This window comes from Candidatus Phytoplasma pini, from assembly GCF_007821455.1.
GTDB classification, from domain to species: domain Bacteria; phylum Bacillota_I; class Bacilli_A; order Acholeplasmatales; family Acholeplasmataceae; genus Phytoplasma; species Phytoplasma pini.
In genome coordinates this window covers 1-25,500 of sequence record NZ_VIAE01000008.1, presented here as the reverse complement: position 1 = coordinate 25,500, position 25,500 = coordinate 1, and the positions used below count along the sequence as shown (strand labels likewise).

Annotated in this window: 21 protein-coding genes, 4 tRNA genes and 1 other RNA gene; 7 read left to right on the top strand and 19 right to left on the bottom strand. The window is 21.4% G+C overall.

The genetic code is table 11. From position 1 onward, the window contains the following. Positions 1 to 182 precede the first annotated feature (182 nt). From MDPP_RS01730 to MDPP_RS01715, 4 genes are all read right to left on the bottom strand, one after another. Positions 183 to 257: transfer RNA gene (locus tag MDPP_RS01730), tRNA-Trp, on the bottom strand. Positions 258 to 314: 57 nt separating this feature from the next. Further along, a tRNA-Leu gene (locus MDPP_RS01725) sits at positions 315 to 397 on the bottom strand. A gap of 35 nt (positions 398 to 432) precedes the next feature. Beyond that, positions 433 to 508: transfer RNA gene (locus MDPP_RS01720), tRNA-Gln, on the bottom strand. A 66-nt stretch (positions 509 to 574) separates the two neighbouring features. Continuing rightward, a tRNA-His gene (locus MDPP_RS01715) sits at positions 575 to 650 on the bottom strand. Positions 651 to 960: 310 nt separating this feature from the next. Here MDPP_RS01715 and MDPP_RS01710 point away from each other — a divergent pair. After that, positions 961 to 1,389 (top strand): Hsp20/alpha crystallin family protein, encoded by a 429-nt coding sequence (locus MDPP_RS01710; protein WP_144658503.1) that lies wholly within the window; start codon positions 961 to 963, stop codon positions 1,387 to 1,389. A gap of 317 nt (positions 1,390 to 1,706) precedes the next feature. Further along, positions 1,707 to 2,165: an MscL family protein gene (locus tag MDPP_RS01705; RefSeq protein ID WP_144658502.1), complete on the top strand. Its 459-nt coding sequence runs from the start codon at positions 1,707 to 1,709 to the stop codon at positions 2,163 to 2,165. 105 nt (positions 2,166 to 2,270) lie between these two features. Here the strand turns inward: MDPP_RS01705 and MDPP_RS01700 are convergent, their stop codons facing one another. The 6 genes from MDPP_RS01700 to pduL form a co-directional block, all read right to left on the bottom strand. Next, positions 2,271 to 3,131 carry a DegV family protein gene (locus tag MDPP_RS01700; protein ID WP_144658501.1) on the bottom strand — a complete coding sequence of 287 codons (861 nt, stop codon included), beginning with the start codon at positions 3,129 to 3,131 and terminating at the stop codon, positions 2,271 to 2,273. 120 nt (positions 3,132 to 3,251) lie between these two features. Then, on the bottom strand, positions 3,252 to 4,025 hold the full coding sequence (locus MDPP_RS01695) for a diadenylate cyclase (protein WP_246058880.1): 774 nt from the start codon (positions 4,023 to 4,025) through the stop codon (positions 3,252 to 3,254). A gap of 64 nt (positions 4,026 to 4,089) precedes the next feature. Continuing rightward, entirely contained in the window at positions 4,090 to 6,780 is a 2,691-nt protein-coding gene (mgtA, locus tag MDPP_RS01690) for a magnesium-translocating P-type ATPase (protein WP_246058879.1), read from the bottom strand. 71 nt (positions 6,781 to 6,851) lie between these two features. Continuing rightward, a complete protein-coding gene (gene rpsD / locus MDPP_RS01685) occupies positions 6,852 to 7,460 on the bottom strand; it encodes a 30S ribosomal protein S4 (RefSeq protein ID WP_144658500.1) in 609 nt (202 codons plus the stop codon). A gap of 381 nt (positions 7,461 to 7,841) precedes the next feature. Further along, a complete protein-coding gene (locus tag MDPP_RS01680; protein ID WP_246058878.1) occupies positions 7,842 to 9,968 on the bottom strand; it encodes a heavy metal translocating P-type ATPase in 2,127 nt (708 codons plus the stop codon). Positions 9,969 to 10,050: 82 nt separating this feature from the next. Beyond that, a complete protein-coding gene (gene pduL / locus MDPP_RS01675; protein WP_144658498.1) occupies positions 10,051 to 10,650 on the bottom strand; it encodes a phosphate propanoyltransferase in 600 nt (199 codons plus the stop codon). Positions 10,651 to 11,358: 708 nt separating this feature from the next. On the opposite strand from pduL, the gene ychF reads away from it, so the two are divergent. The 5 genes from ychF to holA all read left to right on the top strand — a co-directional run bounded on the left by ychF (position 11,359) and on the right by holA (position 18,068). Beyond that, a complete protein-coding gene (ychF, locus tag MDPP_RS01670) occupies positions 11,359 to 12,456 on the top strand; it encodes a redox-regulated ATPase YchF (RefSeq protein ID WP_144658497.1) in 1,098 nt (365 codons plus the stop codon). A gap of 142 nt (positions 12,457 to 12,598) precedes the next feature. After that, entirely contained in the window at positions 12,599 to 15,337 is a 2,739-nt protein-coding gene (gene ileS, locus MDPP_RS01665; RefSeq protein WP_144658496.1) for an isoleucine--tRNA ligase, read from the top strand. Positions 15,338 to 15,371: 34 nt separating this feature from the next. Further along, complete coding sequence (locus MDPP_RS01660; protein WP_144658495.1) at positions 15,372 to 16,121, top strand: YitT family protein; 750 nt, start codon at positions 15,372 to 15,374, stop codon at positions 16,119 to 16,121. Between the two features lie 8 nt (positions 16,122 to 16,129). After that, the gene (locus tag MDPP_RS01655; protein WP_144658494.1) at positions 16,130 to 17,092 is read left to right on the top strand and encodes a tyrosine recombinase; all 963 of its coding nucleotides are present in this window, start codon (positions 16,130 to 16,132) and stop codon (positions 17,090 to 17,092) included. Then, entirely contained in the window at positions 17,079 to 18,068 is a 990-nt protein-coding gene (gene holA, locus MDPP_RS01650) for a DNA polymerase III subunit delta (protein WP_144658493.1), read from the top strand. The genes MDPP_RS01655 and holA overlap by 14 nt, the downstream gene beginning before the upstream one ends. Here holA and MDPP_RS01645 read toward each other — a convergent pair. The 9 genes from MDPP_RS01645 to glyA all read right to left on the bottom strand — a co-directional run bounded on the left by MDPP_RS01645 (position 18,052) and on the right by glyA (position 24,897). Next, positions 18,052 to 18,612 (bottom strand): L-threonylcarbamoyladenylate synthase, encoded by a 561-nt coding sequence (locus tag MDPP_RS01645; protein WP_144658492.1) that lies wholly within the window; start codon positions 18,610 to 18,612, stop codon positions 18,052 to 18,054. The two genes, holA and MDPP_RS01645, sit on opposite strands and share 17 nt — an antisense overlap. Before the next feature lie 62 nt (positions 18,613 to 18,674). Beyond that, complete coding sequence (rsmG, locus tag MDPP_RS01640) at positions 18,675 to 19,298, bottom strand: 16S rRNA (guanine(527)-N(7))-methyltransferase RsmG (RefSeq protein WP_144658491.1); 624 nt, start codon at positions 19,296 to 19,298, stop codon at positions 18,675 to 18,677. Beyond that, positions 19,285 to 21,147 carry a tRNA uridine-5-carboxymethylaminomethyl(34) synthesis enzyme MnmG gene (gene mnmG / locus MDPP_RS01635; protein ID WP_144658490.1) on the bottom strand — a complete coding sequence of 621 codons (1,863 nt, stop codon included), beginning with the start codon at positions 21,145 to 21,147 and terminating at the stop codon, positions 19,285 to 19,287. Before mnmG ends, rsmG begins: the two co-directional genes overlap by 14 nt. Before the next feature lie 82 nt (positions 21,148 to 21,229). Beyond that, on the bottom strand, positions 21,230 to 21,859 hold the full coding sequence (locus MDPP_RS01630; protein WP_144658489.1) for a hypothetical protein: 630 nt from the start codon (positions 21,857 to 21,859) through the stop codon (positions 21,230 to 21,232). A 98-nt stretch (positions 21,860 to 21,957) separates the two neighbouring features. After that, positions 21,958 to 22,053, bottom strand: an RNA gene (gene ffs, locus MDPP_RS01625) — signal recognition particle sRNA small type. Between the two features lie 8 nt (positions 22,054 to 22,061). Continuing rightward, on the bottom strand, positions 22,062 to 22,529 hold the full coding sequence (locus tag MDPP_RS01620; protein ID WP_144658488.1) for a nucleoside deaminase: 468 nt from the start codon (positions 22,527 to 22,529) through the stop codon (positions 22,062 to 22,064). 48 nt (positions 22,530 to 22,577) lie between these two features. Then, positions 22,578 to 23,168 (bottom strand): thymidine kinase, encoded by a 591-nt coding sequence (locus MDPP_RS01615; RefSeq protein WP_144658487.1) that lies wholly within the window; start codon positions 23,166 to 23,168, stop codon positions 22,578 to 22,580. A gap of 105 nt (positions 23,169 to 23,273) precedes the next feature. Beyond that, the gene (gene rpmE / locus MDPP_RS01610; RefSeq protein WP_144658486.1) at positions 23,274 to 23,513 is read right to left on the bottom strand and encodes a 50S ribosomal protein L31; all 240 of its coding nucleotides are present in this window, start codon (positions 23,511 to 23,513) and stop codon (positions 23,274 to 23,276) included. A 133-nt stretch (positions 23,514 to 23,646) separates the two neighbouring features. Continuing rightward, positions 23,647 to 24,897 carry a serine hydroxymethyltransferase gene (glyA, locus tag MDPP_RS01605; RefSeq protein ID WP_144658485.1) on the bottom strand — a complete coding sequence of 417 codons (1,251 nt, stop codon included), beginning with the start codon at positions 24,895 to 24,897 and terminating at the stop codon, positions 23,647 to 23,649. Positions 24,898 to 25,500: the final 603 nt, after the last annotated feature.

Genomic DNA, 25,500 nt, shown 5'->3' with positions numbered 1-25,500 from the left:
GAAGATTTTTTTTGAAAAATAAATATAGAAATATTAATGATATATAAAAAATGAAAACAATAAAATATTAAATAAAAAAAGAGCAAGATTATATCAAAATTCTATCGGATAATCTTGCTCTTTTTTTATTTAAAAAAATAAAATTTTTTATTTTTCAAATTATTTTATTTGAGTTATTATAATGGCAGGGATATTAGGATTCGAACCCAAACAAGCGGTTTTGGAGACCGTTATGCTACCATTAACATCATATCCCCTAAAATTATTTTCATACTCAATACAAATTTATAAATTTATCAAGTTTTATAAATTATTGGTACGGATGACAGGATTTGAACCTGCACGCTTAAAGCGCTAGATCCTAAGTCTAGTGCGTCTTCCATTCCGCCACACCCGCTTCTTTTTTTATTATAATTAATATTTTATTAAAAATGGCAGACCCAGCTGGATTTGAACCAACGAATAACGGAGTCAAAGTCCGTTGCCTTAACCACTTGGCTATGGGCCTTTTTTTTAAAAATTTAATACAATTAAATAATAATATTTTTATTAAAGTTTTTTAAATATTAAAGAATGGGGCGGCTAATGGGTATCGAACCCATGTATGACGGCGCCACAAGCCGCTGCGTTAACCACTTCGCCATAACCGCCATCGATATAATTATTGATATCAAAAAATAAACTATTATTTAATTTAAATATATTAAAAAACTCAATAACATTATATAATATTTTTTAATTAAAATTTTTTATTTTTTAAAAAAATTAAAAATCAAATATTGATTTTGTTAAAATAAATTGTTATAATGAAAATGTTCTTGTTAAAAGAGTTTAATTTTAATCTTAATCTAATAAGATTTTTAATTTAATAAATTAAATATATGAATTATATATTAAAAACAATAAAAATAAAATAATTTTTAATAAAATTAATAATTTAATCAAGGAGGCAATAATTAAATGAATTTTAATTTAATTAAAAGTAACCAAGATTTATTAGAAGATTTATTCGAGGATTTCAAAAGTATTCCTTTTTCAAGTGGACATTATCAAAATATATTGAAAACAGATATTAAAGAATACAAAAACAATTACATCTTTGAAATTGAAATTCCTGGTTTTAAAAAAGAAGATGTTAAAATTAGTTTAGAAGATGGTTGGTTGGTTGTAGAAGTTAATCGTTCTAATGATATACCTGAAAATGAAAATAATAAACCGAATTATTTAAAACAAGAAAGAATCAAGGGCATGATTAGACGTAGTTTTAATTTAGGCAAAGAATTTAACATAAAAGATGTTGAAGGAAATCTAGAAAATGGATTATTAACAATCAAAATTAATAAAAAACAAAAAGAAACAAAACCAAAAGAATACTTATCTCTAAATTAATTAGAATCAAAAAATAAAAAACAAAAACATAATAAAATCTAATCTATTTAATTATTTGAAATTATTATTTTTTTGTTTTATGAATTTATTTTTTGGTTCTTTTTTTTATAAAAAGAAATTTTGAATTTTTATTTTTTTTAATAATTCGATATGAATAAAAACAAAATCATTATTTATTTAACAAAAAATCTTTTAGATAAAAATAGATTCTCTAAATTTTTTTATTATCAAAAAAAATAAAGATAGTAATCTTTATTTTTTTTGATAATAAAAAATGAATTTTGATAAAAATAATAAAAAAGGCGAAAGGGAATTATATGTTCAAAAATATTTCTGCAAAAATAAAAAATTTTAAAAAAGGATTTGACAAATTCTTTAATGAAGTAAATTTCCTTAAATTAGCGATTACTTTGATTGTGAGCCAATTATTTTCTAAAGTTGTAACTTCTTTATCTACAGATATTATCATGCCTTTTATAAATTGGCTCTTATACGGAACTAAATCTTTAAAGGACTTAAAATTTAATTTAAGAGATGATATTAATGTTAATTATGGATTATTTATTCAAAATATATGTGAATTTTTTTTAGTTTCTTTATTTTTCTATATTATTTTAACTTATATTATTTCAAAAATAATAATAATTCATCAACCTAAATCTAATAATAACGAAAATCAAAACAATAATAAAATAATAACAAAATTAAATAAATTAGAAATAGAACGAAACGAAATACTTAAACAAATTAAAGAAATTTTAGAATACAAAAAATAAATAAATAAATTCAATGAAAAAATATAAATGATAAACTCATAAAAATGTTGAATTACATTTCAATTTAATTGTTTTTACATCTCAAATTAATATTAATAATATTGATTAAAATTGATTTAAATAAAAACCGAAACCTGTATAACCTAAATGAACAGCTATAATAGGAGAAATAGAACCATAAATAGAAATTTTAATATCAGAATCATTTAATTGTTCAATATTCTTTTTCAAAATTTGTGCCATTATATCATCATCAACATAAATTATTTGAACTTTTATTATGCCATATTTATTTTTAAAATTTTTAATATATTTTAAACAATATTTAAAAAAATTATCCCAACTACGAAAATTTTTTTCTATAGTAAAAGAACCTTTGCAAAATTTTAATATAGGTTTTATTTTTAACAAACGACCTAAAAAATATTTAAATTCACTAATTCTTTTATTAGCTACTAATTGCTTTAAATTTTCGATAGAAAAAAACATTGTTCCTTGTTTTTTGATTTTATTAATTTTTTGCATTATTTTTGCATAATCCAACTCATAATCATTATTTAGATATTCATAAAATTTTTGCAAAATAAACAACATTCCGGGACCGACACTTTCTGTATCGATAATAGTTATATTAGATTTATTTAAAATTTGTTTAGCCTTTCGAGCGCTATCAAAAGTTCCACTTAATGTTTTGGATAAAGTTAAACAAAATAAATGTTCATAACCTAATTCAAATTGATCTTCAAAAGCTTTTAAAAACAATTGAGGATTAGGTTGGCTAGTGGTAATTGTTCTATTTTCTTTCAATAATTTTAAAAAAAAATTGTTACTCAAATCATTTTCTAAATGTGTTTCACCATCTAAAATAATACTCAAAGGAACTATAGATAAATCAGGAAAAAAACTTTTCCCAAAATCCCCTCCTATTGTAGAATCAACTACAAAACCGAATTTTCTTTTTTTCATTTGTTTAAAATCCTCTTTTTATAAATTATAAAATAATTAAAAAAATAAACAATTGTATTTTTTTACAAATTATTTATTTATAATATAAAATCAAAAACATTAATATTAATAAATAATAATTTAAACTATGAACATATTCAAATATTCTTTGATCTGATTATGATCTTTCATTTTCAACATAATACCATTTAAAGCAATAGAAATAGAACCTTTCTCTTCTGAAACAACAATTGTCATACTATCAGTATTTTCGCTGATACCTAAAGCAGCACGGTGTCTAGAACCTGTAGTTTTTTCAAACTTTTCTTTCTCTGATAACATAAAATAAGCTCCAGCAGATAAAATTTTATTCCCCCTAATTATAACTGCTCCATCATGCAAAAGAGAATTAGGAAAAAAAATATTAATTAACAATTCTTTAGAAACATTGCCTTCGATTAAAATTGATTTTTGTGCAAACTGTTCTAAAGTATTATTTTTTTCAATAGTAATTAATGCACCTATTTTTTTTTTTGAAAGAAATAAAACTGCTTCTAAAATATGTTGTTTTGTTTGTTCGTTAACAATATAAAATGTTTTTTTTTGATGCCAATTTTTAGCAAAAATTTGAAGATAAAATCTTAAATGAGGAGCTTTAATTATAATCGGAAATAAAAAAGTAAAAGTACATAAAGAAATTAAAACAATATCTGTTAAACTCATTCCATTCTTTAATCCCAAATAATTAGAAAATTTTGTTACAAAATAAATAAATAAAACTGCTAAAATTAAAGAATAAATAATTTTAATAAATTCATACTTGCTAAATAAAATACAAAGAGAAATATAAATAAAAATAAATAAAAATAAAAAATAGAAAAATAATTTTACAATTGTCAATAATGATAATGTCACAAAATATACTTCATAATATCCTTTATCCTAATTTTTTTAAAATTAAATTTATTTTATATTAATTTTAAAGTAATTCTTTATATTTTTTAATATAAATTTTTTTCGTTATGGATAAACATAAAAAATACAAAAACAAAGAAAAAATCAACCAAATAATATATCTTGTATTAAAAGGATTTTGAAATCCTAAAAAAGTTAATATAGCCAGAATATTAGCGATTATTCCTCCCGAAATTAAAAACAATAACATTATTTTAGAAATTTGACTATTATGAAAAATTTTTTCTGTTCTTAAATTAAAAATGGTTAAAATTTGAGTCCAAATAGAAAAAACAAACCAGCTAGCTTGAAATCGTGATTGGTCTTTTGGAGACAATAATGTTAAAGGGAAATTTTTATTATTTTTTATTATATCAAATAAAAATAAGCCACAAAAAAATAAAAAATCAAACAAAAAAGTAATAGTTCCGAACAAAATCATAAATCGAACAATATTTTTAAAATTTTGTTGACGAGGTTTTTTTAAATATACGTAATCTACATTATCAAAAGGTAAAGATAGACAAGAAATATCATAAATCAAATTTAAAAATAAAATTTGAGAAGGTAACAGAGGAATAAAAGAAAAACAAAAAGAAGCTAGCAAAATACTCAAAACATTACCAAAATTAGCTGCTAAAGTAAATTTTAGATACTTTAACATATTTGTATAAACTTTACGACTTTCTACAATGCCATTCTTTAAAACACGCAAATCTTTATTTAATAAAATAACATCAGCTGATTCTTTTGCTATATCTACTCCTGAATCAACAGAAATAGCTAAATTGGCAGCTTGCATAGCAGGAGCATCGTTGATACCATCTCCCATAAAACCTATTATATTACCTTTTTTTTTAAAAACATTAACAATTCTCGCCTTTTGTTCTGGATTTAACTTTGCTATAATATCAATCTCTGAAACTTTTTGATATAAAGAATCATCATCCAAAATATCTATATCTTGTCCCAAAAGATAATCTTTACAATTATCTAAATTAATTTGTGAAGCGATCATTTGTGTTAAAATAGCATTATCACCTGTTAAAATCTTAACTTTTACATTATATTGTTTTAAATCAGAAATAGCTTCAATAGCACTTTTTTTAGGAATATCAAAAAAAGTTAAAAAACCCAACAAAATCATATTATTTTCTTCATCAATGGAAAAAAAAGAAGACTCATCAAAATTATAAAAAATATTTTTGTAAGCTATAAAGATTAAACGAAAACCTTGTTGATTATAAAAAGCAGCTTTTTTGAAAATTTTATTTTTGTTAATAAGAACAATTTTTTTCTCATTTGTCTTTTCATCAGTGATTTCTTCATAACGACAAATATTTAATATTTCTTCTATAGCGCCCTTACTAATGATTTTTTGATATTTTTGTTTTTGATTGCGAATAATTACACTAACTATACGTCTTTTAAAATCAAAAGGAATTTCATCAATTTTATAAAAATTTTCAATTAAATTATTGAATTTTTTTGTTGTATTTTCAATTATAGTTGCATCAATAGGGCTTTTTATACCTGTTTGAAAATAACTGTTCAAAAAAGAATATTTTAAAATCTTATCATTAGATTTATAATCCAAGTCCAAATATTTATCTAAACTTAATCGATCTTCTGTTAAAGTGCCTGTTTTATCAGTGAATAAAAAATTTATTGAACTAAAATCTTGTATAGAATATAAATTTTTTACAATCACTTTTTTTTTAGATAAAAGAAAAATACCTATTAAAAAAGATGTAGAAACTATTAAAGGCAACATTTCGGGAGTAATTCCTAAAATAATTGTTAAAACATATATAAAAATATCTAAAATTTTAATACTATCGTTATTAATAAATTTAATCAAATTAATAATAAAAATAAAAGGAGCAATAACAAAAATACAAAAAGTTAACAACTTAACGATATTATTAATATCTTTTTGAGCTGAAGAAATAGATTTTTTTTGAATTACTATTTTGTTAATATGACCTAAATAGGTATTATTCCCTGTAGATATTACCACACCTTTAGCATAACCTGAAACAACGGTAGTCCCCATAAAAAGAATTTTTTTATTATATAATAAATCTTGGCATTCTTCATAATAAAAAGCATCTTTTTCTACTGGGTTATTTTCTCCTGTTAAAGAAGTCTCTTTAACCAAAAAATCTTTAGTTTCAAAAAGTTTAATATCTGCAGCAACAACATCACCAGATGACAAATAAACAATATCTCCTAAAACAACTTCATTTAAAGAAAATTTTCTTACTTGATTATCTCTTTTTAAAAAAACATTAGTTTCGATAATTTTTCTTAATTTTTCAGATATTTTAGAAAATCTAGCTTCTTGAATAAAATGCATAAAATTAGAAATAAACCAAACTAAAATAACTAAAAATAACGTAGAATAATCTTTATTTCCGATTTCTTCTAAATAAATATCTTTTATATAAGAAAAAATAATAACTAAAAATAAAATAATATTAAAACGATTAAAAAGAATACCTAAACATTTCGAAATTAAAGAATTTTGTCGAGAAACATCCAAAGTATTAAACCCATAAATTTTTATTCTTTTTTGAGCTTCTTCTGAAGACAAACCACCTGGAGAAGTTTGAAAATAATCAAAAGTTTCTTCTATATTTTTTAAACTAATTTTTTTAATAAAAGATTCATATTGGTAAGTTTTTGTTTTGAAATCTTTTTTTTCTTTTTTCACTTTTTTTTATAAACTATATTTTTTAAACAATATTATATCGAAAATAATCAAAATATAATCACACATATTATTTATCTATTATAAAATTCGACAATTAATTGTTCTTGAATATCTGTTAAAAACTCATTTCTTTGAGGATATCTAATATACTTACCAATTAATGTTTTTGGATCTAAAAAGACATAATCTACTTTTATATTTGATTTATTATCTATAGAATTTTTAATAATTGACAAATCTTTTGATTTCTCTTTTAAAGAAATTTGTTGCCCTGGTTTCAAACGATAAGAACAAATATCTACTTTTTTATTATCAACCAAAACATGACCATGAGAAATTAACTGTTTTGCTTGTGCTCTAGTTTTAGTTAAGTTTAAACGATAAACAATATTATCTAAACGTGATTCTAAAGAAATCAAAAAAACTTCTCCACTGACACCTTTTGATTTAGAAGCTTTATTAAAAATATTTTTAAATTGTTTTTCTGAAATACCATAAACTAAACGTACTTTTTGTTTTTCTTGTAATTGAACATTATAATCACTTATTTTACTTCTTTTTTTTTTATTTTTAAAACTAAAACTGTTTGTTTGCTTCGTTAATTCTTTTCCTGTTTCAGATAAAGAATAATTCAGACGACGCGAAACTTTCCAATATGGATTCGTATAATGTCTTGACATTCAAAAAAAAATTCCTTTCGAATAAATAAATTTTAAATTAAAAAAAATTAAAATCCAATATTTAATTGATAATATAAATATTATTAAATTTTATTATTTTTTCAAAATATATAAAATTATTAAAAAAATTCAAAATAACAATTTTAATCATTGATTATTAATTAGTATGATTTGAAAATTAAAAAAACAGAATAAAGAGTAATAATAAAAAAGAAAAAAATTCTAAAAATAATAATTATCAACTATAATTTTAATAAAAAAGATAAGATTAGTCAAGCAAATACATGAAATGAAAATATTAAAAAAAATCATTAATAATATTTTCGAAATTCAAAAAATCAAGATATCATTACATAAAAATAAAATTATTTTAAAATACTCTTAAATAAAAATATTCAAATTTAAAAAAAAGTAAATTGGATTAACTAATGAAAAAATAATAAAACAAAACATTATAATTTTTAAAATTAAATTATAATAAAAACGATAATGTAACAAAGATAAACTATTTAAAATAACTAAAATAGTACTTGTTTCGTGAAAAGAAACTGCACTAGTTAAAGACATATTATTTTCATTAATATTAATGAAATTTTTGATAGTTAACAATAAAATAACACATATAGAAAAAATAATATTTTGATAAACAATTTTATTTAAATGAGAAGAAAATTTATGTACATAAATTATTTTTCTTAAATCATTTTTCATTAAAACGATATCTGCTATATCAATAGCGATATCAGTTCCTTCTTGTAAAGTAATCGAAACATCAGAATTAGCTAAAACAGGAGCATCGTTAATACCATCGCCTACCATAGTTACAAACCCATATTTTTTTTTAATTTTCTTCATATATATAACTTTTGTTTCTGGAAAACAATCAGCAACAAAATAACTTATTCCTAAAATGGAAGCAACATTTTTAGCTGTTTGAAAATTATCTCCTGTTAATAAAATAGGTTTTATCTTTTTATATTTCAAATAATCAATCATCTCTAAAGCTTCTTCTCGAATAAAATCAAAAAAAGAAATAATCATTATAACCTGATTATTATGTATAAAATAAACAACTGTACAATTATCATTCAAAAATTCTTGTGTTTTTTTATGAATTTCATCTGAAACTTCTTTATAATTACTAGATTTTATCACTTGATATTGATTACCTCTAGAATCAAAAGCTGTAATACCAATTCCCAAACAATTAGATAATTCTAATCCTAAAATTTTTTCAAAAACAAAATTTTTTTTTAAATATTTTTGTAAAGCAAAAGCTAAAGGATGGTTTGAACTTTGTTCCATTTGAAATAAAATATTTAGATATTTATATTTATTATTTTCTTCTATTTCTGGATTAAAAAAAATTTCTTTAACATTCATTTTACCTTTGGTTAAAGTTCCTGTTTTATCAAAAACCATAGCTTTAGTTTTTGATAAAATTCCTAAGGTTTTCCCATTTTTTAATAAAATACCTTTTTTAGCTAAATTAGAAACAGCAGAAAAAGTTGCAGGAATATCAGAAACTACCAAAGCACAAGGAGAAGCTACTGTTAAAAAAATCATACTTTTACTAAAAAGATCTTCAAAAGAACATTTTTGAAAAAGTAATTTCCCGAGTAATTTCCCGCTTATAATATTAAAAACACCAACACACAAAATAAATAAAACAATCGAAATTATGATTTTAATATATAAAGGTTCAATTTTTTTAATAAAAGTAGTTTTTTTAGAAATATTATCTTTTATTTTTTCGGTTAATTTAATAATTTTATAAAAAACAGTTTCGTCATTAGTAGTTGTAATTCGAACAACAAGTTTATTATCAAGATTAATATTACTACCAAAAACTTTATCACCTACTTTTTTATCTAAAGGAACACTTTCGCCTGTAATACTAGATTCGTCTATAGAAGAATTACCTGAAATAACAATACCATCAGAAGGAATTTTATCACCATTTAAAACTAATACTTCATCTCCGATTTTCAAAGAAGTAACATCTACTAATTCAAAATCACCATTTTCTTTAAGTAATCGTGCTTTAGTAGGGACCATTGTTAAAAGTTTTTTTATCTCTTTTTGACTTGTATTTTCTATCTTCTCCTCTAATAAATCAGCCAAAGAGAAAATAAAAATCAAAATAATAGATTCAGTAGGGTTCTTTAAATATAAAGAGCCTAAAGCGCCTAAAAACATCAAAATATGAACATTAGGAGTAAATTTTTTATTTTTTCGTGTTTCTTGATAAGTTTTAACTAAACCCTCAAGAATAACATGATAACCTATCAAAAATAAAATAATTAATGTTAATATGAATTTAAAAATTTTTAATCCTGATAATTCTTCTTTATTAAAAAACGTTAAGGGAACATAAAAAAAAAGAGTAAATAAAACACCAATTAAAAAAAATAAAATATGTTTGTCACATTTTTTTATTTTTTCATTAGTTAAATATATTAGTTTTAATATTTTATTTTTTATCTTTGAATAAAAATTACTAATCAACTTATTCGCCTTTCTTTTTATTTACAAAATAATTTGAAAATTATTTTAATTTTTTATAATTATTAAATTATAAAAAATATAATCAAACTATAATATCCGTTATTAATTCAACCAAATCTCCGCTTTTTAATAAAAAAGCACTAGCATCATCAGTGTCTAGATGACATTCTAGACAAAATGAAGAATCTACGCGACACAAAACTTTACCTAGAATTCCTGGTTTAATTCCATCAATTTTAACATTAACTATTTGTTTATCAACTATATTAAACTTTTTTGCATCTTCCATAGAAAAATGAATATGTCTATCAGATATAATAACCCCTTCAGAAATTTCTACTTGTCCTTTAGGACCGATTAAAGTGGCTTTTTCAGAATTTTTAATATCTCCCGAAGTTCTAACAAAAGATCTAAATTGATATCTAATACTATCACTTTTGCTAATTTCTACTTGATCTATATTTCGAACAGGTCCCAAAATACGAACTCCTTCAAGAATTAAACCAGCATCACTCATAACATTAATTTTTTCCGTAGCAGCAAATTGTCCTTTTTGTTTTAAATCTTTAAAAAAAGTTAACTGATAATTTGAAATACCAAACAAAATATCTAAGGTACCTTGTGATAAATGAACATGTCTGCCAGAAACACCTAACGATATCATTTTTTTAACTTTAACCATATATAAACAAAACCCCTTATTTTTTATTTCATAACCTATATTTTTATAATTTTATTTTTTCAAATTAATTTAATGTTAATATTTTATTTTTGTTTATATTTTGAATTTTTTTATACAAAATATAAATTCATAAATACATCTATACACTGTTATAATTATAATATATTTATATTATTTAATTTAATATTTATTGAATAATTGACCAACATTTAACAAATTGATTAAATATGATTTTTAATATATCTATAAAAAAAGAATTGATATCAAAAAAATATATTAGATAATAAAAGATATAAAAAATTAAGACAATATTAGAAATAATTATTTAATATAATGAAGATAAAATCTTGTAAAATAAAAAAAATAAATCATATTATTATTTTTATTTATGAAAAATCATCAATAGATACAATTAAACTTAAATATAATCTAATATTAAAATTTTCATTAAAGTTTTTTTATTGTAAAAAAATAATTTTTTAAAAATCGTTCATTTTAAAAAATAAAATTATCCTTTCTTAAAAATTTTCTAAAATATATTCTTTTTTTATTTTTGGATATAAAAAGTTTTTTTAATTCAATATATAAATAATTTAACATTTTCCAATATTCTAATTCATATTATTTATCAAAATAAATAATGTAAATAATTTAAACTACCAATAAAAAAAATAAAATAAAAAAAGAAAGGTTAAAATAAAAACATTTATGAAAGTAGGAATTGTAGGATTACCTAATGTAGGAAAATCAACTTTATTTAACGCTATTACAAATATGAAAGTTTTGGAAGCTAATTATCCTTTTGCTACCATCGAACCCAATGTAGGAATTGTAAATGTTCAAGATAAACGTTTAAATGATATATCTCGATTTTCTCAATCTAAAAAAATTATAACAACACAAATAGAATTTGTAGATATTGCTGGTTTAGTAGAAAACGCTTCCAAAGGAGAAGGGTTAGGAAATAAATTTTTAGGACATATTCGTAATGTCAACACTCTTTGTCATGTAGTAAAGTGTTTTCAAGATCCTAATATAATGCACGTAATAGAAAACAACAATCCTATCAAAGAAATAGAAATCATAGAAACAGAATTAATTTTATCTGATTTAGAACAAATAGAAAAAAGATTATCTAAAATAATTAAAACAAATAAAAATAAAAAAGATTTTGAATTACAAAAAGAAACAGAAATACTTAATAAATTAAAAAACTATTTAGAAAACGAAATAACTATATCAAATTTAAAATTTGAAAAAGAAGAATTAAAAATAATCAAAAACTTTAATCTAATGACACTAAAACCTATGATATATTTAGGTAATTTTCAAGAAAAAGATTTAAAAGACTTAAAAAATAATCTATTCTTTCAAGAAATGGAATCATACAGTCGAAAAAAAAATAAAAAATTTATTCCTGTTTGTATATTATTGGAAAAAAAATTGTCTAATTTAGAAAATAAAGAAAAAGACTTTTTTTTACAAAAATATAATTTAAAACAAAACATGTTACAAGAAGTTATTCAAAAAAATTACGAGCTATTAGGATTACAAACTTATTTCACATCAGGACCGATAGAAACACGAGCTTGGTCTTTCATTAAGGGAATGACAGCTCCTGAATGTGCAGGGATTATACATACAGATTTTCAAAGAGGTTTCATCAAAGCTGAAGTTTTTAATTATCAAGATTTATCTCAATATCAAAATTTAATTAAAATAAAACAAAACGGAAAACTTAGATTAGAAGGCAAGAAGTATTTAGTAAAAGATGGAGATATCATTCATTTTAGATTCAATGTTTGATAATAATTAAATTATATTATATGTTGATAAAATAAATATATTAACATCAATAAATATAAATAAATTGAAATTATTATGTATTATTTTTAATATTAAAAATAATACATAATAATTAAAAAATAGGAGTTAAAATTAAAATTTTGTGAATAAAAATTATAAAGATACCTTGATTATGCCATATACTTCCTTTCCAATGAAAGGAAATTTAAACCAAAAAGAAATCGAAATAGAACAAAATTGGGAAAATATAAATTTATACAAAAAAAATTTAAATAAAAATAATGAAAATCTCTATTTTTGGCTTCACGATGGACCACCTTATGCTAATGGTAATATTCATATAGGTCACGCTTTAAATAAAATTTTAAAAGATTTTATTTTACGTTTTAAAAATATGCAAGGTTTTTATGCTCCTTATATTCCTGGTTGGGATACACATGGTCTTCCTATCGAATTATCTGTTACAAAAACAATAGAATCAAAAGAAATATCTAGAAAAGATTTTATCGAAAAATGTAAACAAAAGGCTCTTTTTTTTATTGAAAAACAAAAAAAAAGTTTTCGAAGATTAGGTATTTTAGGCGAATGGGAACAACCTTATTTAACTTTTGATAATTCTTTTGTAGCCGATCAAATACGTATTTTTAGTAAGATGGTAGATAAAAAATTAATTTTTAAAAAACTAAAACCTATTTATTGGTCTCCTTTTTTAAAATCTGTTTTAGCAGAATCTGAAATAGAATATAAAAATCATAAATCACCATCTATTTTTATTAAATTTCCTATCATAAATGAAGGAAAATTTCAAAATGTTAATTTATTAATATGGACAACTACTCCTTGGACTTTACCAGCTAATGTAGCTATATGTGTTCATCCAGAAAGAAAATATAATTTAATTCAATTTAACAAAACAAAATACATTGTAGGAAATTATGGATTAAAATTTTTGCAAAAAAATTTAAATTGGAAAGAAATAGAAATTTTAGATTCTTTTTTAGGCAATTGTCTTGAAAATTTAATTTATGAAAACAATATATTTAAAAAAAAAGGAAAAATTATTTTAGATACTTTTGTTTTAGAAAATGAAGGAACAGGTTTAGTTCATATAGCGCCAGGACATGGTTATGAAGATTTTTTATTAAGTGAAAAATATAATTTAGAAATTATATGTAGTGTTGATAAAAAAGGTTTTATGACTGAAATTGCAGGGATCCATCAAGGAATTTTTTATGAAAAAGCTAATAACATAATTATAGAAGATTTGAAAAAAAATAATTTATTAGTACATTCGGAATTTATTAATCATTCTTACCCTCATGACAATAGAACACACAATCCCATTATATTATTAGCTATTCCCCAATGGTTTATGAATATAAAAAAAATTAAAAACAAATTAATAAAAGAAATTAAAACAGTCAAATGGTTTCCAAAATGGGGAGAAATCAAAATGCATAATATGATTGAAAAAAGAGAAGACTGGGTTATCAGTAGACAAAGATTATGGGGCGTTCCTATTCCTATTTTTTACACAAAAAAAGATGAGCCTATTCTAGATGTTGAATTAATTAATCATGTAGCTGATTTATTTGAAAAATATGGAAAAGATATTTGGTATCAATGGGATTGTAAAGATTTATTACCAAAAAATTATCCTATCGATAAAATAACAAGAAAAGAAACAGATATTATAGATGTTTGGTTTGATTCTGGAACTTCTTATAGCATAATGAAAAAAAAATTTCCACATTTTATTTCTGCAAATGTTTATTTAGAAGGTTCAGATCAATATAGAGGTTGGTTCAATTCTTCTTTAATAACATCCGTGGCAGTTTATGAAAAAACACCTTATAAACAAATCATAACACATGGTTTTGTACTAGATGGTTTAGGACAAAAAATGAGCAAATCCATTAATAATGTAATAGATCCTTTAGATATAGTCAAAAAAAAAGGCGCTGATATTTTAAGATTATGGGTAGCTAATGTTAATTACAATATAGATGTTAAAATTGATCAATCAATTTTAAAACAAATAGAAGAAAAATACCGTAAAATAAGAAATACAATACGTTTTATGTTAGGAAATTTAAACAATTTTGATCCTAGAAAAATTAATCATTATATACCTTTTGAAAAAAGAAAGATTTTTCATCAATTATTAATTTTAGAATTTAAAGAGATTTTATTCAAAATTATTGAATCTTATGAAAATTATGATTTTGAAAAAATAATGAGTTTGTTTTTCCCTTTTATATCCAATAAAATAAGTGCTTTTTATTTAGATTTAGCAAAAGATATTCTTTACATAGAAAAAGAAAATAATTTTGAAAGAAGAATAATTCAATCTAATATTTATGATTTATTAATGGATTTTTTAATAATATTAACGCCTATCATTCCTCATACAACCTCTGAAGCTTATCAAACATTATTTTTCAAAACAGAAGAAGATATTTATTTAGAAAGAATCCCAAAAAAAGAAAAAATTCAAAATTGGCTTCAAAATTATAACAAAAAATTTTATAAAATGAAAAAATCTTATCAATTATTTTTTGAGTTAAGAGAAATGGTTTTAAAAAAATTAGAAGAAGCAAGAAATAATAAAATTATCAATAAATCATTGCAAGCTCAATTAATTCTCGATTTAACTCCGAAATATATTCAAATGTTAAATGATTTTTCTATTAATAAAAAATTACATCAATTATTAATTGTGTCAAAAATTGAAATCAAAGAAAACAATTCTTTGAATATAGAAATTAAAAAAGCTGAAGGAAGCGCTTGTCCTCGTTGCTGGAACATAATTCAAAAAAAAAAAACCGAAGATTTATGCAAACGTTGTTCTTTAGTTGTAGAAAGAAACAAAAAACTATAAAAATATAAAAATTAGAAATTAGGTTTAAATAATCATGATTAAAAAAAATCTTAAAATAATTAGTTTATCAATTTTATTAAGTTTTTTGTTTTGTTTAGCAGATATTATATTTTATGTTGGAGATTATAAAAACATTTTATATAGTACAGGAATATATGGAGTCGGTGATTCCATTGCCAAAATCTTATTTCAAGCTAAAAAAATCAAAGATAATCAAATTACTTTAGTATCTTATAGTTTTTTCGGTTTAGTCAATTTATTTCTATTTATTTTTATTGCTTTTCCTAAATTAAATATTAATTTTACTATAAAAACCTTAATAAATAGTATTTTTATTATTATATTCGGCATAATACTAGGATTTTTAATTAATACTGAGGGGCAAATTTTATATCGTATGAGGAATTTTTTTGGTTTTTTTTCTCCCGAAGAAAAAATTTGGCAATCTTTATTAAGAATTATTATAGGTTCTAGTATAATAGGAACTATATTAGGTTTATGTATTAAAATAAATAGTTCTACAGGAGGAATAGACATTATCGCAAAATATTTAGAAATTTATAAAAACAAAGATATTTCTAAATGTATAACTGTATTTAATTTCAGCATTACAATCTTGACCGTTCTTATTTTAAAAATTTTTAATATTGTAAATGAAATCCAATACATATCTTTATTTTTAACTTTTTTCAAAATTATTTTGACTCACATTTTTATGATTTTAATTTTAAAACCAAATAAAAAAATAATAAACAATAAAAACTTACATCAAAATCGAAATTAAACAAAATTATGAAATGCTTTATATATAAATTTAAATTTTATCTTTTAAAAGAATTAAATTTATCTAAAAATACAATAATTGCTTATTGCAGCGATATTTTACAATATTTAAATTTCTTAAAAAACTCTTTAAAAATAAAAGTAGTTGAACAAATCGAACAAAATCACATTTCGTTATTTTTAAAAAACATTACTATTCCTAATATTAGTAGCAAAACTATAGCAAGAAAAATAATCTCAATTAAGAAATTTCATTCTTTTCTCTTATTAGAGGAATATGTAAAAAAAGATGTATCTTTAATTTTTAAAACACCTAAAATTAGTAAAAATTTACCTTCTATTTTTTCATTAGAAGAAATTTTTTTATTTTTAAAAAAAATACAAAATAAAAATTATGCAATTTCTTTAAGGAATAAAGCTTTATTTGAATTAATATATAGTTCCGGACTAAGGGTTTCGGAAGCTTTAAATCTAGATTTATTTAAATTAGATTTTAGACAACATTATATCACTATTATTGGAAAAGGTTCAAAAGAAAGAATGGTTCCTATTACAAAAAATACTTCAAAAATATTACAAAAATATTTAAAAAAAGGACGTCAAATTCTTTTAAAAAATAAAACCAAAAACAATTTTGTTTTTTTAAATAAAGATGGAAATCATTTATCTCGTCAAGGTTGTCATAAAATTTTTAAAAATATAATTAAAAAAAATAATTTAAAAATATGTAGTTCTCCTCATACTTTAAGACATTCTTTCGCAACTCATTTATTAGAAAAAGGAATTAATTTAAGAACTTTACAAAAAATTTTAGGTCACGAAGATATTTCAACTACTCAAATTTATACACATATTAGTCAAAAATATCTCAAAGAAATTTATAACAAATTTCATCCTCGTGCTAACAACGCCTGTATTCAAAAAATAAAAAAAGGAATAATATTGATAAAAACTAATTATGAAAATAAATAATCTTAATTTATTAATTTATTATCAAACTTTTTCTTTAAATGAAAAAAAAAAAAAAATAAAAAATTTTTGCAAAGAAAATAATTATCATTTTTTGAATTACAAAATCACAAAAGAAAATTACATAAAAAAAATTCAAAACATTAAAGAAGAATTATATACTAATTCTTTTTTTTATGACAAAAAACTTATTTTTATCGAAAATATTTCTTTATTATTTTTGCAAAAAAAAATTAATTTATCTTTTTTAAAGAATTATTTTTTAAATCCTAGAGAAGATATTTTTTTTTATTTGTTAGAAGAAAAAAATGATTTATCATTGGATCTTGTGGAAAAATTAAAAAAATCATTTAAAAATTTTGATATAAAAATTTTTGAAAAAATAGAAGGTAAACAATTATTTAATTATATTTTAAAAATTTTTGAAAAAGATAATTTTCACATAAATCATAATATTATAAATAAACTAATCGAACAAACTAATGGAGATTTATATCTATTGCATGAAGAAATCAAGAAAATAAAATTATACTTTTTAAAAAATAAAAAAATAGAAAATGAAAAAATAATAGAACAAATTATTTATAAAAAAGAGAGAAATATTTTCAAAATCATAAACTCCATTATTAATAGCGAAAATTATATAAATTCTTTCAAAATTATCAAAGAAAATAAAGATGATATTCCTAATCTTATATACCAAATGGTTTATCAATTACACAAAATTATTATGATACGTTTCTATATAAAAGAAAAAATAAATGATTTTAAAATATCTAATTCTTTAAAATGTTCTTTATCTCAAACTCGTTTTTTAATAAAAGAAAATAAATTTTTAGATGAAATAAAAATAAATAATTTATTTTTATTTTTTTTAAACCTACACTATCAAATAAAAAAAGGTTCTAAAAATTATATAAATAATTTAGAAATATTTTTAATTAAACAAATTAATATTTTAATCAAAAATCACCAATAATCTTTTTTATCATTTCAGAAGAAATCGAACCTTTTCTTAAGATTTTCCAAATAGGCATTGTAGTATCGAGGACAGTAGAAGCTTTTTGAGATAATTTATAATTTTTATCATAAGGATAAATATAATCAACAAGATTTTTATATCGATCAACAATTTCTTGATAGTTATTTAAGGGTTTTTGGCCGCTTAAATTAACAGAAGTAGCTCTCAAAGGGCCTTTTTTTTTCAAAATTTCTAGAGTTAAAGGATAATTAGGAATCCTAATTCCTATTTTCCTCTCTTTTGTTTTATTATAAAAATCAATCTTAGTAGGAACTATTAGAGTTAAGGGACCAGGCCAAAAAAAATCAGCTAATTTTTGAACACGATCATTTAAAATAACTATATCTTTCATTTGAGATAAATTATTAAATAAAATAGATATAGGTTTTTTTTTATCTCTTTGTTTTATTTGATAAATTTTATCTAAACTTTTTGTATCTTCGATTTTTGCGCCTATACCATAAACAGTATCTGTTGGAAAAATAATAATTTCAAGTATCATATATTAATCGTTATCCCTCAAAAAAATAATATGTTTAGAAAATTTTCAAAATAATAAAAATATTAAAAATTATTTTTTTTGAATAATAAATTAACTCTTTTTCCACATTTTTCAGGTAATTCTGTAAAAAATTTATTTTCTAAATTAAAAGAATGTGTTTTTTTAATCTCGTCTAATTCTTTTTTATAATTAGGTCCTTTCATAACAATAAGAAAACCTTGATAAAAAACTAAAGGAGAAGCTAACTTTAAAATTAGTTTTAAAGCTCCTAAGGCTCTTGTAATTACAAATTTATATTTACACTTATGTTGTTCAATTCTTTGATTGAAAATAAAAACATTAGATAAATTTAAGTTTTTTGTTAATTTTTTTAAAAATATTGTTTTTTTTAAACAGGAATCGATTAAAAAAACTTTTAAACTAGGATATAAAATCTTTAATGGCAAACTCGGAAACCCAGCTCCTGTTCCCAAATCACATAAACAATCACCTTGAGAAAAAAAAATATTTTGAGAAATTAATAAAGAATCATAAAAATGTTTTAAATAAACATCTTTTTCAGAAAATAAAGAAGTTAAATTTAATTTTTTTTGATATTCTTTTAAAAATAAGTAATACAATTTAAATTTTTCTAATTGTAAATCATTTAAAAGAAACTTGTTTTTTAAAAAATCAGAATAAAACATTTTGTTTTTGATATCTTTGTAAATAAATATGAATCATAGAAATATCCGAAGGATTAACACCTGAAATTCTAGAAGCTTGACCCAAATTTTTAGGTTTAATTAACATTAATTTTTCTTTAGCCTCTTTGGATAAATTTTTAATTACTGAATAATCAACATCTGAAGGAATAATTTTATTTTCTAAAAATAAAATTTTTTTTGTTTCTTTTTGCGCTTTTAAAATATAATCTTCATATTTAACTTGAACTTCAGTTTGTTCTAAAACATCCAAAGAATATTTTTTATCCAAAAAAAATTCTATAATATTTATATTTATTTCTGTTCTTTTCAATAATTTATATAAACTACTTTTTTCTTTAATTAAAGAATTATATTTCATTAAATAATTTAAATTTTCTTTATCAGGTGAGATAATTTTTTTTCTCAAATATTCTTTTAAAAGTTCAATTTGTAAACGTTTATTTTCTACTTTTAGATAAATATCTTTATCTACTAAACCCATTTGATAACCATAATGACTTAATCTTAAATCCGCATTGTCATGTCTTAATAATAAACGAAATTCAGCTCTTGAAGTTAATAAACGATAAGGTTCTTTAGTGCCTTTAGTAATTAAATCGTCAATTAAAACACCAATATAGGCTTCATTTCTTTTTAAAACAAAAATATCTTTATTTTGCAATCTTAAACTAGCATTAATGCCTGCCATTAAACCTTGACAAGCTGCTTCTTCATAACCACTAGTTCCATTAATTTGACCCGCAAAAAATAAATTTTTAATTTTTTTTGTTTCTAAACTATAATTTAACTGAATTGGATTAAAAGCATCATATTCAATAGCATAAGCATATTTAGTAATTTCAGAATTTTCTAATGCAGGAATAGTTTTTAAAATTTTTTCTTGAATTTCTTCTGGCATGCTCGTTGAAAGTCCTTGAATATACATTTCATCAGATTCTAAACTTTCTGGTTCTATAAAAATTTGATGTTGTTCTTTATGACAAAAACGTATTACTTTATCTTCGATTGAAGGACAATAACGAGGACCTGTTCCTTCAGCATAACCTCCATACATTGATGATTTTTTTAAATTTTGTCTAATTAATTGATGTGTTTTTTTATTAGTATGTGTCAAAAAACAAGGTTCTTGGATGCCTAATTCTTCAATAACAGAAGGAGAACTAAAAGTTTGTAAAATATTATCGCCAAATTGTATTTTTGTTTTGCTATAATCAATAGTATTTTTTTTAATCCTAGGGGGAGTCCCTGTTTTAAGACGAATAATATTAAAATTATGTTCTTTTAATTGATAACTGATATTATATGTAGTAGGAGCATTATTAGGCCCTGATTTAATTTTTTTATTACCAATCAAGATATTACTAGATAAATAAGTTCCTGCAGTCAAAATAACAACTTTACTATAGATAATAGTTCCGTCTTTTAATTGAATTCCTTTAATTTGTTTATCTTCGATAATAAAATTATTAACTAATGATTCTAATAAATCTAAATTTTTGGATTTTTTTAACATTTCAAGAACAATTTTAGGATATTTTTGTTTGTCTATTTGAGCTCTCAAACTTCTTACAGCTGGTCCTTTTGAAGTATTTAACATTTTCATTTGTATTTGTGATAAATCAGCTGCTTTGCCCATAATTCCTCCTAAAGCATCTATTTCTCTTACGACAACACCTTTAGCAGGACCTCCAATCGAAGGATTGCAAGGAAGTAAAGCAATTTGTAATAAATTACCAGTAACAAGTAAAGTTTTATGTTTTTTAGACAAAGACCAAGCTGCTTCAACTCCTGCATGACCTCCTCCGATAACAATACCTTCATAAAACATTATTTTATATTTATATACTCCTTTAAATTATTTGTATTCATATATATTATTTGATTAAGTTCACAATAAAATAAAATTCAATTTATTCTTTCTTTTTTGTTTCATCAAAAAAAGGATAAAACTTTTGTTGTTCAGAAATTTTTTCAAAATTTTCATTACCTAAAAAAAATCTAATTTTTTTCATTACAAAAATAAATAAATTTGATTTATATCGTTGATAAAAAAAACTTTGTCTTTTCAAAAAAAGAAAAATTAAAAACAAAAAAAGAAAAATTAAAATAGAAAATATTATAAAAGATTCAAATACTATTATTAATTTAGTAAAAATAAAAAAAATAACGATAAAAATAAAACCTAAAATTAAACTAAAAATATAATTTTTAAAAATAATTTCTGAACGTTTATTTAATAAATCATAAAGAAAATTCATATAAAGTAAATTAACTTCTTTTTGATACAAAATTTTAAATTTTTTGTAATATTTTTCATCAATTATAACCCTACAAACATCATGAAAAATACTCCAAATAACATACTGTTTTATTTCAATAAAATGAGAATAATATTTGCTTTGTTTAAGATAAAAAAATTCAAGTTTATAATCTTGATTTTGGATCAAATATTTTTCAATATGAAAAGGATTACCTTCAACTGAATTAAAAATAAAAGGTAAAAATTTAATTTTATTTTTTTTATTTCCTTGAAAAATCATATTCTATCTTTTATTCGCTTTCTTATTGAATAACTTTGAATATTTTCTTTCGAATCTTTAAAAATTAATATTATATCTATAATAAATAAAGTTGTTCTTCTTAAAAATCACCATCCACAAGAAATCTAAAATTATGGCTGCTTCAATCAAGACCTGACCAGATTCATTCTTTTTTCATTGAATGATGATTTTTAAGAAGAACCTAAAAAATAATTTTTTTTCTTAAATTGGAAAAAAATTTTTGCAAAATCATCTTACTTTCTTCTGCTAAAAAACCAGATTCAACAGAAATTTTATTTAAAAAATTAAAATTCTTTGATTTAGAATGAAAATGCTCTATAAAACCTGATTTTAAATTTGTAGCTCCGAAATACAATTTACTTATCCTTGTTTGAATTAAAGCACCCATGCACATAATACAAGGTTCCAAAGTAGTATAAAAAACAATATTATTCATTCTATAATCTTTTATTTTTTTATTTATTTTTTTTAAAACTAAAAATTCAGCGTGACTATAAAAAAGATTGCTTCTTTTTTTATTATTATGAGCACGAGCGATTATTTTATCATTAAAAACAGCAACTGAACCAATCGGAACTTCTCCTTTATAAAAAGCTTTTTTTGCTTCCTTCAAAGCTTCTTTCATGAAAAAAAAATGTTTCATCATCATAATAATATATAATATTTTTTATCAATTTCAAAAAAAATTTTTTTAAAATTAATAATTTTTTTCATTCTTGGAAAAAACATGACATTTGCGACATCGCGGTTCATGATATTCATCACCACCTATTAAAATAACAGGATCATTCCAATGTGGAATTTTATTTTTTAATATTCTTTGCGTCCTATTAGCTTCTTTATGGCAAATAGCACAAGAAGATTTTAATTTTAAAACTTCATCAGCTATTGATAATAAATATTTCATTGAACCGAAAGGTCTACCACAAAAATCCAATTCTAAACCAGCAACGATAATATTTAATCCTTTATAAGATAAATGATTTAAAATTGATTCAATTTCTTTATCAAAAAATTGAATCTCATCTATAATTAAAAAAGAAGTATCTTTTTCGATAAAATTAAAAATATCCTTACTTTTTTTAATCATTAAACAAGGAATAGTTTTAGAATTATGAGTAACTAATTCTTCTTTTGAAGAATAACGATTATCAATCTCAGGTTTTAAAACCAAAAACTTAAAATTAGAAAAAATTAATAAACGAACTTTTTCGATTAACTTAGTTGTTTTCCCTGAAAACATAGGGCCACAGATAACTTCTATAAACCCTTCTTTTTTAAGAATCATTTTCTAAAAAAAACTCTCTTTTCTAATCTAATTTATTTAATTATTATCGATAGCAAAAAATAAATTTAAATAAAATAATTCAAACAAAAATAAAAAATAATTATTTTATTTTAATTTTTTTTCGTTATTTTCATTTTTAGGATTCCCGAAACGTTTATAAAATTTATCTATCTGTCCAGCTACTGTTACAAAAGATTGTGATCCGATATAAAAAGAATGACAATTAGAACAAGCTTCTATTTTCATTGTTTTAACTGTTGTACCAATAAAATGTTTTTTTTTACAAGTAGAACAAACAACTTCTACTTCGTAAAAATCAGGTTGTTTTTTTTCTTTTTTTTTCATAAAAAAATATCAATTCCTTTTTCCTAAAATTATTTTTAAATATAATAAATAAAAATAAGGTTAATTTTCAAAAAAAATAACACCAACCAAGTATATATAAATGATTTTATCATTTTTCAAATAAATATTTGAATTAATTTTTAAAAATAGGAAATTTTTTAGTCAATAATAAAATTTTTTTAGAAATTTCTTCCAAAATACTATCATTATTGTAATTTTGTAAAACTTTATCGATTAAATAAGCAACTTCACAAAATTCTTTTTCTTTTAAACCTCTTGTAGTCATAGCTGTAGTACCGATACGAATACCACTTGTATCAGAAATTTTCTCTTGATCAAAAGGAATTACATTTTTATTAACAATAATATTTGCTTTCTTTAAAGATTCTGCAGCTATTCTTCCATTTAAATAATGATTTTTATACTTTAAATCTATTAAAAATAAATGATTTTCTGTTTTCCCACTAACTAAACGATAACCTAATCTTTTGAAAACTTCAGACATTTCGAAAGCATTTTTTAATATTTGTTTTTGATAAATTAGAAAATCTTTTTGGCAAGCTTCTTCAAAAGCAACTGCTTTTGCTGCGATAACATTCATTAAAGGACCTCCTTGAATTCCAGGAAAAATACTCTTATTAATTTTTTTCATAATTTCTTCATTATTACTCAAAATTATCCCACCTCTTGGACCACGAAGAGTTTTATGAGTGGTTGAAGTAACTATGTCAGCTTGTGCTTCAAAAGGAGAAGGATGTAAACCACAAGATACCAAACCAGCAATATGTGCCATATCAACCATAAAATAAGAATTTAATTCATCAGCTATTTTTCTAAAAGAAAGAAAATCAATTTTTCTTGAATAAGAAGAAGCTCCAGCTATTATTAATTTAGGATTAACTTTATGTGCTATTTCTCTTACTTTTTCATAATCAATTATTTCTTTTTCTCGAGAAACACCATAACTATAAGATTTAAAAAATTTACCAGAAAAACTAACTTTTGAACCATGTGTTAAATGTCCTCCTGAGTCTAAAGACATTCCTAAAATACAATCATTAGGTTTCAATAATGCTTGAAAAACTGCCATATTAGCTTGAGAACCTGAATGAGGTTGAACATTAGCAAATCGAACATTGAATAATTGCTTAATTTTTTTTATTGCTATTTCTTCTATCTCATCTACATATTCACATCCTTCGTAATATCTTTTATTAGGATAACCTTCAGCATATTTATTAGTTAAACAACTTCCTTGAGCTTCTAAGACAGATTTTGAAACAAAATTTTCTGAAGCAATTAAATTAAAATTTTTTTCTTGTCTTAAATATTCTTTTTCAATTATTTCGTAAATCTTAAAATTTTTTTTTTTTAATTCTATCATATTTTTTATTTTTATTTCCTAATTTTATTAGAGATTTTTTTATTAAAATTATCTTCTTTAATATATAAAAATAAAAGAAAACAAAATTAAAAATTAAATTCCCAAAAAATATTTTTTTTTAATCAAAAAAATAAATTAAATTAAAATATAAAAACACATAAACTTATTATATATTTTTTTTATAATTTTTGTTTTTTTGTCTTAAAAGATTAAAAAAAACGCATGTAAGATTTTTTATTCTTAGAATCTTTTTCAAAAAGATTTAAACAAAAAGATTTAAAAAAAAGATTTAAAAAAAATTTTTAAAACTATTATTTATATATTTTTATTAATAAAACCCTAAAAAAAAGGGTAATGATGTCAATAATAGAATATTATTACGAAAATAAAACGCGAAAACGATATCAAAAATACCTCTTTAATTTAAAATTAGTAATATTATACGAAAAAAAATATTAATGCCGTCTCATTTTAAATTTTTGAGGGTTAAAATATGAAATCCAGGTGTTGCATTTCTCTTTTTTTCTGGTTATGGAAATTTGTCTGATTTTTTTGGGTGTTTTTTTATTTAAACCTACAGAAAAAGGTTCTCATGAGGATTTG

Excerpts from the sequence above, each read along its gene's own strand:
- mnmG (WP_144658490.1), bottom strand. The coding sequence starts at position 21,147 with ATGTTTTATGAAGGTATTGTTATCGGAGGAGGTCATGCAGGAGTTGAA.
- rpsD (WP_144658500.1), bottom strand. The coding sequence starts at position 7,460 with ATGTCAAGACATTATACGAATCCATATTGGAAAGTTTCGCGTCGTCTG.
- MDPP_RS01710 (WP_144658503.1), top strand. The coding sequence starts at position 961 with ATGAATTTTAATTTAATTAAAAGTAACCAAGATTTATTAGAAGATTTA.
- MDPP_RS01615 (WP_144658487.1), bottom strand. The coding sequence starts at position 23,168 with ATGATTCTTAAAAAAGAAGGGTTTATAGAAGTTATCTGTGGCCCTATG.
- pduL (WP_144658498.1), bottom strand. The coding sequence starts at position 10,650 with ATGGTTAAAGTTAAAAAAATGATATCGTTAGGTGTTTCTGGCAGACAT.
- glyA (WP_144658485.1), bottom strand. The coding sequence starts at position 24,897 with ATGATAGAATTAAAAAAAAAAAATTTTAAGATTTACGAAATAATTGAA.
- rsmG (WP_144658491.1), bottom strand. The coding sequence starts at position 19,298 with ATGTTTTATTCTGATTTTTTAAAAAACAAGTTTCTTTTAAATGATTTA.
- MDPP_RS01705 (WP_144658502.1), top strand. The coding sequence starts at position 1,707 with ATGTTCAAAAATATTTCTGCAAAAATAAAAAATTTTAAAAAAGGATTT.
- MDPP_RS01645 (WP_144658492.1), bottom strand. The coding sequence starts at position 18,612 with ATGATACTTGAAATTATTATTTTTCCAACAGATACTGTTTATGGTATA.
- MDPP_RS01700 (WP_144658501.1), bottom strand. The coding sequence starts at position 3,131 with ATGAAAAAAAGAAAATTCGGTTTTGTAGTTGATTCTACAATAGGAGGG.
- MDPP_RS01620 (WP_144658488.1), bottom strand. The coding sequence starts at position 22,529 with ATGATGATGAAACATTTTTTTTTCATGAAAGAAGCTTTGAAGGAAGCA.
- rpmE (WP_144658486.1), bottom strand. The coding sequence starts at position 23,513 with ATGAAAAAAAAAGAAAAAAAACAACCTGATTTTTACGAAGTAGAAGTT.
- MDPP_RS01655 (WP_144658494.1), top strand. The coding sequence starts at position 16,130 with ATGAAATGCTTTATATATAAATTTAAATTTTATCTTTTAAAAGAATTA.
- MDPP_RS01630 (WP_144658489.1), bottom strand. The coding sequence starts at position 21,859 with ATGATTTTTCAAGGAAATAAAAAAAATAAAATTAAATTTTTACCTTTT.
- holA (WP_144658493.1), top strand. The coding sequence starts at position 17,079 with ATGAAAATAAATAATCTTAATTTATTAATTTATTATCAAACTTTTTCT.
- ychF (WP_144658497.1), top strand. The coding sequence starts at position 11,359 with ATGAAAGTAGGAATTGTAGGATTACCTAATGTAGGAAAATCAACTTTA.
- MDPP_RS01660 (WP_144658495.1), top strand. The coding sequence starts at position 15,372 with ATGATTAAAAAAAATCTTAAAATAATTAGTTTATCAATTTTATTAAGT.